Origin of the sequence: Haloechinothrix sp. LS1_15 (assembly GCF_033042135.1) — a bacterium.
Lineage (GTDB): Bacteria > Actinomycetota > Actinomycetes > Mycobacteriales > Pseudonocardiaceae > Haloechinothrix.
Genome location: NZ_WBXM01000014.1, coordinates 60,125 through 73,075 on the forward strand (window position 1 = coordinate 60,125; position 12,951 = coordinate 73,075).

Sequence of the window (12,951 nt, forward strand, 5' to 3'; positions counted from 1 at the left end):
CCCGGCCGTACCCGGCTACGGCGTGGCCGCGGCCGCCGCCGGTATCGTGGCGCCGTGTCGGCAACGTCCCTGGCAGACTGGCTGCGCTCGATAAGCGACGGCCGCCTCGCACGGCTACTCAGCGTGCGCCGCGACCTGGCCACCCCACCCCCCGCCGACAGCGCCGTGCTCGCCGGGCGAGCCACGACACCGGGCTCGGTGGCGCGGGCCTGTGAAGAGCTCGACACCTTCACGCTGGCGACACTCGAAGCGCTGCTGCTGCTCGATGCCGACACGGGGCCTGTGCCGCACAGCGAGCTGGACACGCTGGTCGGCAGGTCCACTGCCGTCGCGACCGCCCGGCTGCGAGACCTCGCGCTCGTCTGGGGTGACGACGACACACTGCGGACCAGCCCGGCTGCCCGCGAAGCCCTCGGCCCCTACCCGGCCGGGCTGGGGCGGGAGGCGCCTGCGTTGCGCGGGGTCGACGTGCGGCAGCTGCTCGATGAACTCACCGAGCCGGAACGCAGGCTGCTGGCCACGCTGGCCAACGGACCCCCGGTCGGCACCAGCCGGGACGCCGCATCTGAGGTGCCGCTGGAGCGGGCTGAGCGCCCCGTACAGCAGCTGCTCGCCAGGGGACTGTTGCTGCGTGCCGACGCGCAGACTGTGGAGCTGCCACGGCAGATCGGCATCGCGCTGCGCGGCGGCTCGCCGTTTCCCGAATCGACCCTCGACGAGCCTGCCGTACGGACCCACCCGCACTCCGCCGCGACGGTGGACGAGACCGCCGCGGGGGAGTTCGGTGAGCTGGCACGCCAGCTCGAGACGCTGCTGAGGTCCTGGGAGCGGACGCCGCCGCCGGTGCTGAAGGCAGGCGGTCTCGGGGTGCGTGAGATCCGCAGGATCTGCCGCGAGCTCGACGTCGATCACGACCGCGCGGTGCTGCTCGCCGAACTCGCCTACGGCGCAGGGCTGGTCGCCGAGAGCACGGCGACCGAGCCGGAGTGGATGCTGACCACGCTCGCCGACAGCTGGCTCGGCTCGCCGCCCTCATACCGGTGGGCCATGCTGGCCACGGCGTGGCTCGACCTGCCCCGGCTGCCTTGCCTCGCGCGCGACCCGGCAGGCGGGGGTGGCCGCAAGGCCGAGAGCAAGGACAAGCCACCCGCCCCGCTGTCCGAGCAGCTGCACCGGCCGCGTGCGGTCACCGACCGGCGCCGGGTACTGGCCGCGCTGGCCGAACTCGACGAGGGCACCGGTATCGCCGACGGCGAGGAGCTCGTCGCGCTGCTGGCCTGGCGCAACCCTCGGCGGGGCGGCGCGCTGCGCGACGAGACCGTGCGCGCGACACTGGCCGAGGCCACCGCGCTGGGCATGGTGGCGCTCGGCGCGGTCACCACGGCCAGCCGCATCCTGCTCGCGGGCGACGGCGGTGACGCCGCACGCCAGTCCAGCAGCGGCGACGCCGCCGGGCACGGGGACGACGAGACCGACGAGACCCCCGATGAGCGCAGGCGTCGCGCCACCGCCGCCATGGCCGAGGCGCTGCCCGCGCCGGTGGACCACGTGCTGGTGCAGGCCGATCTGACCGTGGTGGCGCCGGGGCCGCTCGAACCCGGCCTCGCCGCCGAGATCGACGCCGTCGCCGATGTGGAATCGGCCGGGCACGCCACGGTGTACCGGGTGACCGAACGGTCCGTCCGGCGCGCCCTCGACAGCGGGCGCACCGCCGAGGAACTGCACGAGCTGTTCGCCAACCGGTCGAGCACCCCCGTGCCCCAGGGGCTGAGCTACCTGATCGACGACGTGGCACGCAGGCACGGTCGGCTGCGTGGCGGCGCCTGCGCCTCGTTCCTGCGCTGCGACGACGAGGTCACCCTCACCGAGATCCTGGCGAGCCCGGCCGGCCACGAGCTCCAGTTGCAGAAGATCGCCCCCACCGTGCTGGTCAGCCAGCTACCGCTCGCCGACGTGCTGGACGGGCTCCGCGAACGCGGGTTCGCGCCCGCCGCGGAAGCTCCCGACGGGCGGCTTGTCGACCTACGCGCCGCGGACGACCGCGCGCCCCGTCGGGCGCCCGCCCGCGCGCGGTCACGGCCGAACGCGAGCTCACCGAGCTCCGACCGGGCCACCGAGGTGGTCGCCCGCATCCGCGCTGGCGACCGGGCAGCGGGCTCACGGCGCGGCGCCGGGGTGCGCAACCCGGCGGGCACCGGGGACACCTCGGCGACGCTGGAGCTGCTGGCGCGGGCGAGCAAGCAGCGACGAGAGGTGTGGATCGGGCTGGTGGACAGCCACGGCACCGCCAGCCAGCGCGTGGTCACGCCGAAGCGGGTGGCGGGTGGCGTGCTCGAAGGCGAAGGTGACGAGCGGTACCCGCTGCACCGGATCACCTCCGCGGCGTTCGTCGAGTCCTGACCAGCCCGCCGCCCGCCGTCCCGGTACCGCCCCGCTACAGGTTGCGCAGCCCGCTGAGCAACCGGTCGAGGAACTGCCGGGAGGAGGCCTCACCGAACGGCAGGCCGGGGTCGTGGACGTGTACCAGGCCCGCCCGCATCATGTCGGCCACGATCACCTTCACGACACCGATCGGCAGGCCGAGCTCGGTGACGATGTCGGAGATGGCACGCGGCTGGGTGCAGAAGTCGCAGATACTGCGCTGCTCCATAGTCTGCACCCCCTCGTGACGCATGCCTGCATCGGTGGTGGACACCATGGCCTCGAGCTCGAAATCGTGCTCCGGCCGGGTCCGACCCCCTGTGCGCGCGTACGGCCGTACCAGAGTGCGCCTGCGCTGCTCCGGTGCGGCCGAGCCGTCGCGTGGCAACGGGTACACATGCGGTTGACCCGCGTCCCGACGCTCACTCGTCACTGCTCACCCCCGTCAATCGTCCTGCACGCCATCCGGCTGCTGCGTGGTGGGTTCCTCCACCCGGTCCACGAGCAACGCCAGCTCGTAGGCCACAGTTCCCATCTCGCTTCGTGGCGAGGCCAACACCGCGAAACAGGAACCGTCACCGGCCGTCATCAGCAACATGTAGCCGCGCTCCATCTCCAGCACGGCCTGGTGCACGCGACCGGCCGACAGGTGCTCCGCTGCACCCGAGGTCGTACGTATCAGCCCGGCGACAACGCCTGCCAGCTGTTCGGCCCGCTGCTGCGGGAGCCCATCGGAACGCCCGAGCAGGCTGCCCCCGCCGGAGACCACCACCCCGTGTGCCACCCCAGGGACACGCCGGACGAAGTCCGACATCAACCAGCCGGCATGCCCCGACTGGCCATCGGACGTAGTCACTGCCTCTCCCTACTCGACGCGTCCTCAGTCCAGGGTGACCTGCCTGCACATCGTGTCCTCGGCCAGCAACCGGCGTTGCCCACCCCGTACGGGATGGGCAAGCTGCCACCGATGTGACCTCGGCACCGGTCCACCCGCCGTGAGGCACGACCTAGCCCGACGAGCTGCCGTCGCGGCCAGCATATTCATCGCCACGCTCCTGTCGAGCCCGTTGCACGCCGTCGATCAGGCTCGCCATCCGCTCGCCGACGGCCTGCGGCTGCCGCGAGACCGGCGTTTCGCCCAGCGCCTGCGAGCCCCCGCCGGGGTCCTGCCACCCGTCGGTATGATCCCGTTCCACCAGGCCACGGACCGTCTCGAGCGCGGGCGATCCCTCGTAATCAACCAGGTCGAGATAGTCCTCCCCGAGGGTCAACTCGTCCCGGCCGGACGCGTCGTCCTCCGTCGTCCCATCGTGCGTACCGTTGGACAAGTTCACCCCAATGGCCGCATTCACATGGGTGATGTTCCGCACTGTGGGACCGTCGACGTCGGCGCTCTTGCCGTCCTCGGGTTCCGGCGCGCTCGGCCGGGATGCGGCCGGACGCTGCGCGTCGGCCTGCGGTACCTGCCACGGCTGCTGGTGCTCCGTACCTGGCACGTTCCCCGGTGGCCGCCGTGCCGGTTCGCCAGCCGCGTCACCGGCCTCACCGCGCGTGTGCAGCGCATCGAACCAGCGTGTGAGCAGTTCCTGGTACGCCCGGAAACGCTCGGTCGGCTGCTCCTCGTCGAGCGGGTGGGTCACGGGCGGCTCCGTGCCCCCCGAGGGGTGGTCGGGCACCACCGGCGCCCGTTTCGGTGGACCGGCGGGTGCCGGGCCGGTGGACGGGCCTTCGGGCTGGGGGGCCTCCGGCCTGCGCAGCTTGTCGGTCTTGCGCAGGTCCGGACGGCGCAGCGGCGCCACGGAGGAGGCATCAGGCGCGCCCTCCGGGAGGTCACTGACCAGCTCGGCAGGCACCAGCAAGGACGCGACGAGCCCCACGGGACGGGCGGGGCGGAGCCAGACCCGCAGCCCGTGCCGCTGCGCCAGGCACGCCACCACGTACAGCCCCATCCGCCGCGTGGCCTCGACATCGATCTCGGGGGGTTCGCTGAGCCTGGCGTTGATGCGCTCGATCGCGTCCCGCGACAGGCCGGGACCGCGATCGGTGATCTCGACCAGCCACGCCCCCCTGTGGTTGACCGAGCTGGTGACCGTCACCGGTGATTGCGGGTCCGAACTGTTGGTGGCGTTCTCCAGCAGCTCGGAGATGACGTGCACGACGTCGCTCGCCGAGTCGCCACGGATCGCGATCGGCGGCACCGAGGCCAGCTGCACCCGCTGGTACTGCTCGATCTGCGACAGCGCCGCACCGAACACCTCGGCGGCACCGACGGTGCCAGGCAACATCCGCACGTAGTCGTTCCCGGTGAGTACCAGCAGGTTCTCGCCGATCCTGCGCAGCCGTGCGGCGAGGTGGTCGAGTTCGAACAGGCCAGCGAGGGTTTCCGCGTCGGTCTCCTCGGCCTCCATCCGGTCGAGCACGGCCAGCTGCCGCTCAGCCAGCTCCCGTCCAGCCTGGGACAGGTTGACGAACATGGCGTTGACGTTGGTGCGTAGCGCGGCCTGCTCGGCGGCCAGCCGCACCGCCTCACCGTGCACCGCGTCGAACGCCCGTGCCACCTGACCCAGCTCCTCCCGGCTGTACACCGGGACAGGAGCGATCTCGGTCGACCACCGGGCACCGGGGTCGTCGCGCATACCGCGCACCGCGGCGGGAAGCTTGCGCTCGGCCACGTCGAGCGCGGTGCTGCGCAGCAACCGCAGCGGCCGCAGCAGTGAGCGGGCGATCACCACGGTCAGCAACCCGGCCAGCACCAGCAGGCCGAGCACGATCGCGCCGTCCCGCAGCGTGGCAGCGGTGGCCTGCGCCGCCAGCTCGTCGGTGCGTTCCTGCATGCTGCCCAGCAGCTCGCTCTCGGTCTCGTAGGCGAGGTTCACGGTCTCGGTCGCGGCGGCGTCCCACTCGGCCGCGTCGATGCCGTCGAGCGCGCGGTCGCTCTCCGCCCGGGTGATGACGGACTCGCTGATCCGGTTCGCGTCGTCGACCACCGCGCCCGTCACGATCTCCTCGTAGGCCCGCTGCTGCTCCTGGGTGGCGTACTGGGAGAAGTCCTCCAGCGCGGTGTCCCGTTGGGCCTGCGTGCCGATCAGCTCGCGCAGTGCCTCCTGCCGCAGCTCCCCTTGCCGGAGGGCCTCGGCGACGATGGCGCGCTCCACCGACATCGTGTCCTTGGCCCTGGCCAGGGTCACCCCGACGATCTGGAACCGCACCAGTTCCGGCTCGCGGATGGAGGCCACCGCCTCCTCGCGCACGTCGAGCAGGCTGGAGATCACCTCGCTGTAGGAGCGCAGCACCGTCTCGGGCGGGTACTGCTCGTGCTCCGCGGCGTACCGCAGGCCGGTGAGCACCTCCAACCGCTCGCTCACCTCGTCGAACTCGGCCACGGTTTCGCGGTGCATCTCGGCGCGGGCCTGCCGGAACTCGGTGCTGAAACCGCCGATGCGCTCGTCGACCCGGTCCCGCTGCTCGACCAGTACGTCGAGGTCGTCCTCGCGCCCGCCCGCGACGTAGGCCACGGTCAGGTCTCGCTCCCGCTGCAGCTCGTGCACCAGTCCGGCCAGCGAGGCCTCCGTGCTCACCCTCGTAGACAGCTGTTCGAGCCGCTCGGCGGAGGCGTACTCGGAGGACAGCCGCATACCGATGAGGACGAGCGCCACCAGGGTGGGTATCAGCAGTATCGCGAACAGCTTGCTGCGCAACGACCAGTTACGTAACCGCCAGCGGCCGCGCGGCTCGGGGTCGGGGCCCAACGACTCCGCTTCGTCGTTGCCGGGCCGGTCGCTGCCCCCCTCCGAGGCTACGGCAGTGTCGCCGGAACGACGGCTACTGCGACCGGCCACACCTGGCTTCCTTTCCAGGACCTCGTTCCCCTGTCCAGGGCTTGCTGCCCATGGCGGACTACGTTCGAGTCCACCGATCAGGCTATGACAATGGCGGTTACTTACCCAGCAGTAAGAGTATCGGTAGGGACCGACTCCACGAAAGGCAGATCGTGCTGTGCATACGCACGTGCAGCGCATGTCCGGCGGGTTTGTGCCCTGGAGATGGATAGAATCCGGCCCCGCACGTCGACGTGACACGCGAAAGGCCCCCATGCCCAGGCGCTCTAGGCACCGCCCCTGCCGAATCGCGGTCATGCTCATGGCCGCACTGCTCGGCAGCGCGTGCTCGGTGGTCGGCGGGCACGCCGAACGGCAACCGCCCCCTGAGCCGGAGCTGGACACCCTGCGGATCGGGGTGACCGACAGCATCGACGCGGTATGCCTCCGTCTGGGGGTGGCCCAAGGCCTGTTCGCGCGGCGCGGGGTGGATGTCGAGATGGTCGAACACGCCACCCGGTCCGGCGCCCTCGACGCGCTGGAGGACGGGGACGTCGACCTCGCGCTCGCTGACAACGTGTCCGTGCTGACGGGCGCCGCCGAAGGGGTGCGGTACGAGTTCCAGGGCGAGGCCTACCTCGCGGGCGCGGCGACCATGGCGCTGATGACCATGCCAGGCGCCGGGGAGGACGGCGAGACCGAGGACGAGGACCCGGTCGAGCCGGAAGGCAGGATTCCGATGCACCAGCCCCGCATCGGCGTCGGCCCCGATGCCGACCTCGGCAGGCTCGCCACGCACTCACTGCTGGCGACCGAGGGCATCGAACACGACGAGATCACCTTCGTGGAGGACGACTTCGCGGGCCTGATGCGTGCACTGGCCGGTACCGAGCTCGACGCGGTATGGCTCGAGGAACCACGGATCAACACCGCGCAACGCGAGTACGGCGCCACCGTTCTCGCCGACGCCGCGCGCGGTCCGATGCGGGATTTCCCCGTATCGTCCTACGTCACGACCAGCGACACCGCCGAGGCCTACCCCGAGACGTTCGCGCTGTTCCGCTCGCTGCTGGAACGGTCGCAGGCGCTGGGCAGCGACCCCACACTGATCCGAGGATCGCTGCCGGACTTCACCTCGATCGACGCGACCGCGGCCGCGCTCGTGGCGCTGGGAAGCTTTCCCACCGTGCTCAACACCGGGCGGCTACAGCGGGTCGCCGATCTGATGCATGCCACCGGCATGCTGGACGAGCAGCTCGACGTGGCGGCGATGGTGCCCGGCGATGAATGAACGCTCCTGCTGAGCCGTAGCGCGGGCACGTTATAAAGGGGATGTGACTACCGGACCGCTGATCGTGCAGTCGGACAAGACCGTCCTCCTCGAGGTCGACCACCCGCAGGCGGATGACGCCCGGCTGGCGATCGCCCCGTATGCCGAGCTGGAACGCGCGCCCGAGCACGTGCACACCTACCGGGTGACCCCGCTGGCGTTGTGGAACGCGCGCGCCGCCGGTCACGACGCCGAGCAGGTGGTGGACGCGCTGACCACCTACTCGCGGTTCCCGGTACCGCAGCCGCTGCTGATCGACATCGTCGACACCATGGGCCGCTTCGGCAGGTTGACGCTGAGCAACCACCCCGCGCACGGGCTGGTGATGACCACCACCGACCGCGCCGTGTTGGAGGAGGTGCTGCGGAACAAGAAGGTCGCGCCGATGATCGGGCAGCGTGTCGACGACGACACCGTGACCGTGCACCCCTCCGAGCGGGGCAGGCTCAAGCAGGCACTGGTCAAGATCGGCTGGCCGGCCGAGGACCTGGCCGGGTACGTCGACGGCGAGGCGCACCCGGTGGAACTGGTCGAGGACGACTGGCAGCTACGCGAGTACCAGCGGCAGGCGGCGGACTCGTTCTGGGCGGGCGGCTCCGGGGTCGTGGTGCTGCCCTGCGGGGCGGGCAAGACGCTGGTGGGCGCGGCGGCCATGGCGGCGGCGCAGGCCACCACGCTGGTGCTGGTCACCAACACCGTGGCCGCGCGGCAGTGGAAGCGGGAGCTGCTCGCGCGCACCTCGCTGACCGAGGACGAGATCGGCGAGTACTCAGGGGAGACCAAGGAGATCCGGCCGGTCACCATCGCCACCTACCAGGTCGTCACCCGCAAGACCAAGGGCGAGTACAAGCACCTCGACCTGTTCGACTCCCGCGACTGGGGGTTGATGATCTACGACGAGGTGCACCTGCTGCCCGCGCCGGTGTTCCGGATGACCGCCGACTTGCAGTCGCGCAGGCGGCTCGGGTTGACGGCGACGCTGGTGCGCGAGGACGGCCGCGAGGGCGATGTGTTCTCGTTGATCGGGCCGAAACGGTACGACGTGCCGTGGCGGGACATCGAGCAGCAGGGGTGGATCGCGCCCGCCGACTGCGTCGAGGTGCGCAGCACGCTCACCGACGACGAGCGGTTGCGCTACGCCACCGCCGAGGCCGAGGAGCGGTACCGGATCTGCTCAACCGCCCGCACCAAGACGCCCATCGTCCGCTCCATCATGGACTCGCACGATGGCGAGCAGGTGCTGGTGATCGGCGCCTACATCGACCAGCTGGAGCAGCTCGCTGACGAGCTGGACGCGCCCATCGTGCACGGCTCCACCCGCACCGCCGAACGGCAGAAGCTCTTCGACGCCTTCCGCAACGGCGCGATCCGCACCCTCGTGGTGTCCAAGGTGGCCAATTTCTCGCTCGACCTGCCCGAGGCTGCCGTGGCGATCCAGGTGTCAGGCACCTTCGGCTCCCGCCAGGAGGAGGCCCAACGGCTCGGCAGACTGCTGCGCCCCAAGGGCGATGGCAGGCAGGCACACTTCTACTCCATCGTCGCCCGCGACACTATCGACGCCGACTACGCCGCCCACCGCCAGCGCTTCCTCGCCGAGCAAGGCTACGCCTACCGCATCCTCGACGCCGAAGCCTTCCAGTAGACGCCGTGTCGGGCACCCCGGCACGGCGTGTTGGGCAACGCCGCACGCCGTGTCCGGCGCCCCGGCACCCAGTGTTGCTCAGTCGGTCGCGAGGTCGGCCTCCGCGTAGGCATCGCCTTCGGGAGTGTTCTCCAGCCAGAACAGGTCACCGAACGCGATCGGTGGCTCCAGCTCACGCGCCGCGCGGTCGATATAGCTCTCGACCACGTCCACGGGTAACGACCACGGCCGGAAACGACCCTGCTCCCAATCGGCGTCGCCGGCACACACCAGGCCGTCACGCAACAACTCCTTGACAGCATGGATCGCCAGCGGCAACGCCGCCAACTTGTCCGGCCTGCGCTGCGTCGACATAGCCGCACCCAGCGGAACCGTTACATCCACCCAGTCCTCGGTTCCGTTCACCAGCACTTTCCGCTTCACGGCCTCGATATCACTCCGGAGGAACCCGCACATACTCGCGCCTCCCGTCGGGAAAGAAGAGATCCAAGGTGAGATGACCGGTCGTACCGAGAAGCCCGGAACGGCAGCGCTTCCGCAACCCCACCAACGTGCCGTCGGGAAGCTCGGCGATCCGCCCACCGTAACTCCGAGCAACGACAACAGCGCCATCGCCGGTGAACTGCGCAAATAAATCATCCAAGTTCACGCCGTCATCGGTCATGGCACCGCACCACGATCCCCTCCTCGACCCGCCAATTCCAGGCGCAGAGTACGGAGCGACGATCGCCGGGTGCAAGCCATTTCTCCCCACGGTCGCTATCCGAATACACCGACGACCAGGCGAACCATCGGCCTGCCACAGCCGGCCCAACGAACCGCCCGCCCTCCTGCAACACCTTTATCCTCAGCCGACGACTCCGAATCCGGATCCCGCACTGCAACTGTTCGAGCGCATGCCCCCGACTACCTCGAATTCGCCCTCGAACGCCCCTAGCCATAACAAGCGCCCAAGTCAGCGTAGGACCTCATTCGCATCTCGCGGCACCACGTCGTCCAGCTCAATCACAGTAAGCGGCCTGCGTTGGAACCTCTCCAGCTTGTCTTCCATCGGCTGCGTCAAACCAGGACCACGCAGCGTAGAGAACCGCGCAGTCGCGCCCTGAACAAACGGGATTCCGCTCCTCGTGTAGCCCGTCCCCATCGCTGGATGTCGCCGGCGGCTGGCTCGAGTACGCCTACCCGTGCACCTGCCGGGCACCGGTCTGGGCCAGCCCCGCCCTCCGCCAACAGGCCGCAACTCGACACACCCTACTCGAACTCGACGTCTTCGCCTTCCTCGACCGCATCACGCAGCCCAACAATGAACTGCCGGGTCACCCCCTGCCAACTCCCCCCCAGCTCCGGATCGTGCTCGACGGGCAACACCGACACCAACTCATCGAGCCGATCCGCCAACGGGCCACAATGCTCGGCCTTAATCCGCCCCTCATTATCGGCATGCGTCAACAAGATCAACAACGGATCCGGCTCCCCCACAATAGTGCACGGCACCCGATCCCACTCACCCTGCATCCGCGCCTGATCCACATGCCCCCAATCAACCACCGGATGCAACTCACCACCCCCCAACGGCGCCACCGCATACCCAGCAGCCCGCGCCAAACCCGTACGCCACCGATTAAACGAGCTATACGGCCCCTCCCAACAATCAAACGACACCGCCAAACCCATACAACACCTCCCTCACCAGCAACACTCAACAACGCCCACGACCCGACATCACGGCACGGGCGTTACCCATCGCCCCGCACCCGCGACTCCGCCGAACCACCCGCACGCGCCCGCACCCACGGCTCATCACCCGCCGACGACGCCACCAAACCCTCCACCGACCACCTGGCCTCACCCTGCCCACCAGCAACCCCCTCACCAGGACGGGGCCACCGCCGCAACACCTCCTGCGCCTTGGCCGACACAGTCGAGTCTTCGGCGGCCCGCTCCAACACCGCATAGGCATCCGCCCGACCCGAACGCTCCAAGGTCTCAAACAACAACAACCGACTATTCCCATGCGCGGCATCCCCAGCCAACTCGATCACCTCAGCCACCTGCCGCTCATCCCCCACATCACACAACGACCCCACCGCCACCGCCAACGCATCCTTCGCCCCCTTCTCCTGCTCACCACGAAACGCCGCCACCACCTCATCCCACGCCCACCGAGCCGCCGGAACGTTCAGTGCACGGGCAATGCCTTCACGAACCCGAGCCGGATAATCCACCCCCAGGTGCCTTACCAAGACCGCTACCGCGTCCTCATAAGGCTTATACTTGTACATATCCCAGGCAGAATCAACGGCATACCCCAACTCACGCAACTCCGCCACCAACGGCGCCTCCGCCCGCCGCAACTCCGCCTGCCGTGCAGCCATCTCCGCCTCACGGCGATCCCGCTCAGCCACCCACTCCGGATCCGCCTCCAACTCCGCCATCAACTCCCCAGCCGTCACTGGCTCCTTTCGGTTCCTATCAGTTCCCATACTGTTACCCCTTTTCTAGTGAGCCGATACGATTACGGAATGGGTCGCCATTTTATCTTACCATCGCGTACAGCCTTTCGTAACGGCTCAGCGAGCCTAGTGTCGGTCCGGGTGTCTAGATGCAGCTTCCGCCCCGTACTGTCGGCAAACTGCTTATAATCACGAATCTGTCTCGTATTGCTTAAATATTTCACATTCTTGACCTCATGCACTCCCTTGGATGTAATACCATCCGGTATACGATCTCGATTATTTACCGTTATCGCTTCTTTTTCGCCAATATTATAGTGTTCTCGGGCTCCGGCTGAATCGCCCCAGGTTTGATGCCGCATCTTTCTGAGTTGGAAGGATGCAGTTCATGCCGAAGAGGATCGATGAGCAGCTGAAGGCGCGGGCCGTGCGGCTGGTGCTTGAGCACCTGCAGGAGTACCCGTCGCTGACGGCGGCGTGCGAGGTCGTGGCGCGGCAGGTCGGGGTCGGCCAGGAGTCGGTGCGCCGGTGGGTGCGCCAGGCCCGGGTCGACGCTGGCGAGTGGCCCGGGGTGAGTAGTGAGGAGCGCGAGGAGATCAAGCGGCTGAAGGTCGAGAACCGTCAGCTGCGTGAGAACGTGGCGATTCTGAAGGCGGCCACGACTTTCTTCGCGGCCGAACTCGACCCCCGCAGCCGTTGATCGCGGGGTTCATCGATGCGATGCGTGTCGAGGGCCACGCGGTCGAGTCGATCTGTCGAGTCCTGTCCGAGCAGGGCTGCCAGATCGCCGCGCGGACCTACCGGGAGTGGCGCCGGACCGTCCGTCCGGTGGCGGCCCGCACCCTCACCGACGCGCAGGTGATCGACGCGATGCGCACGTGGGGGCTGTCCGGTGTGCGGCGGGCCAAGGGCATCCGGACCACGATCCCGGCCAGGGACGGTAAGCGGGCCGGTGACCTGCTGGACCGCGACTTCACCGCAGCCGCGCCCAACACCAAGTGGGTCACCGACTTCACCTACTGCCGCAGCTGGGCCGGATTCGTCTACGTCGCCTTCATCGTCGACGTGTTCGCCCAAAAGATCGTGGCCTGGCACGCCGCGATGCCCAAGGACACCACGCTGGTGATGATCCCGCTGCGGATGGCGCTGTGGCAGCGCGACCGCGAGGGACAGCCGGTGGCCGGCGGGGAGTTGATCGCGCACTCCGATGCCGGGTCGCAAGGCGGATTCCAGGGGTCGTCGCAACACCTCGATGATGGAGGTGTTTTATGCCGTCACAGCAGGCGG

The 12,951-nt window shown here is 69.0% G+C and carries 11 protein-coding genes and 1 pseudogene; 4 read left to right on the forward strand and 8 right to left on the reverse strand.

From position 1 onward, the window contains the following. Nucleotides 1-54 precede the first annotated feature (54 nt). Nucleotides 55-2,400, forward strand: a complete 2,346-nt coding sequence (locus tag F8178_RS18215; RefSeq protein WP_317496050.1) for a helicase-associated domain-containing protein — start codon at nt 55-57, stop codon at nt 2,398-2,400. Nucleotides 2,401-2,434: 34 nt separating this feature from the next. Here the strand turns inward: F8178_RS18215 and F8178_RS18220 are convergent, their stop codons facing one another. The 3 genes from F8178_RS18220 to F8178_RS18230 form a co-directional block, all read right to left on the reverse strand. Then, entirely contained in the window at nt 2,435-2,854 is a 420-nt protein-coding gene (locus F8178_RS18220) for a DUF742 domain-containing protein (RefSeq protein WP_317496051.1), read from the reverse strand. Between the two features lie 12 nt (nt 2,855-2,866). Continuing rightward, on the reverse strand, nt 2,867-3,235 hold the full coding sequence (locus F8178_RS18225) for a roadblock/LC7 domain-containing protein (RefSeq protein WP_317496110.1): 369 nt from the start codon (nt 3,233-3,235) through the stop codon (nt 2,867-2,869). Between the two features lie 193 nt (nt 3,236-3,428). After that, on the reverse strand, nt 3,429-6,260 hold the full coding sequence (locus F8178_RS18230) for a nitrate- and nitrite sensing domain-containing protein (protein ID WP_317496052.1): 2,832 nt from the start codon (nt 6,258-6,260) through the stop codon (nt 3,429-3,431). Nucleotides 6,261-6,555: 295 nt separating this feature from the next. Between F8178_RS18230 and F8178_RS18235 the strand changes: the two genes are divergently transcribed. Further along, nucleotides 6,556-7,530 (forward strand): ABC transporter substrate-binding protein, encoded by a 975-nt coding sequence (locus tag F8178_RS18235; RefSeq protein WP_317496053.1) that lies wholly within the window; start codon nt 6,556-6,558, stop codon nt 7,528-7,530. Nucleotides 7,531-7,573: 43 nt separating this feature from the next. Further along, entirely contained in the window at nt 7,574-9,211 is a 1,638-nt protein-coding gene (locus F8178_RS18240; RefSeq protein WP_317496054.1) for a DNA repair helicase XPB, read from the forward strand. A gap of 78 nt (nt 9,212-9,289) precedes the next feature. Here F8178_RS18240 and F8178_RS18245 read toward each other — a convergent pair whose 3' ends face one another. The 5 genes from F8178_RS18245 to F8178_RS20470 form a co-directional block, all read right to left on the reverse strand. Then, nucleotides 9,290-9,616: a hypothetical protein gene (locus tag F8178_RS18245; RefSeq protein WP_317496055.1), complete on the reverse strand. Its 327-nt coding sequence runs from the start codon at nt 9,614-9,616 to the stop codon at nt 9,290-9,292. Between the two features lie 28 nt (nt 9,617-9,644). Then, nucleotides 9,645-9,875: a hypothetical protein gene (locus F8178_RS18250; protein ID WP_317496056.1), complete on the reverse strand. Its 231-nt coding sequence runs from the start codon at nt 9,873-9,875 to the stop codon at nt 9,645-9,647. A 587-nt stretch (nt 9,876-10,462) separates the two neighbouring features. Next, nucleotides 10,463-10,885, reverse strand: coding sequence for a hypothetical protein (locus tag F8178_RS18255; RefSeq protein WP_317496057.1), 423 nt, complete (start codon nt 10,883-10,885; stop codon nt 10,463-10,465). Between the two features lie 62 nt (nt 10,886-10,947). Further along, nucleotides 10,948-11,664, reverse strand: coding sequence for a hypothetical protein (locus tag F8178_RS18260; RefSeq protein ID WP_317496058.1), 717 nt, complete (start codon nt 11,662-11,664; stop codon nt 10,948-10,950). A 62-nt stretch (nt 11,665-11,726) separates the two neighbouring features. Beyond that, complete coding sequence (locus F8178_RS20470) at nt 11,727-12,026, reverse strand: putative toxin (protein ID WP_396345774.1); 300 nt, start codon at nt 12,024-12,026, stop codon at nt 11,727-11,729. Between the two features lie 26 nt (nt 12,027-12,052). On the opposite strand from F8178_RS20470, the pseudogene F8178_RS18265 reads away from it, so the two are divergent. Further along, nucleotides 12,053-12,891 (forward strand): annotated as a pseudogene (locus tag F8178_RS18265) (DDE-type integrase/transposase/recombinase); the annotation flags it as partial. Between the last annotated feature and the right edge of the window lie 60 nt (nt 12,892-12,951).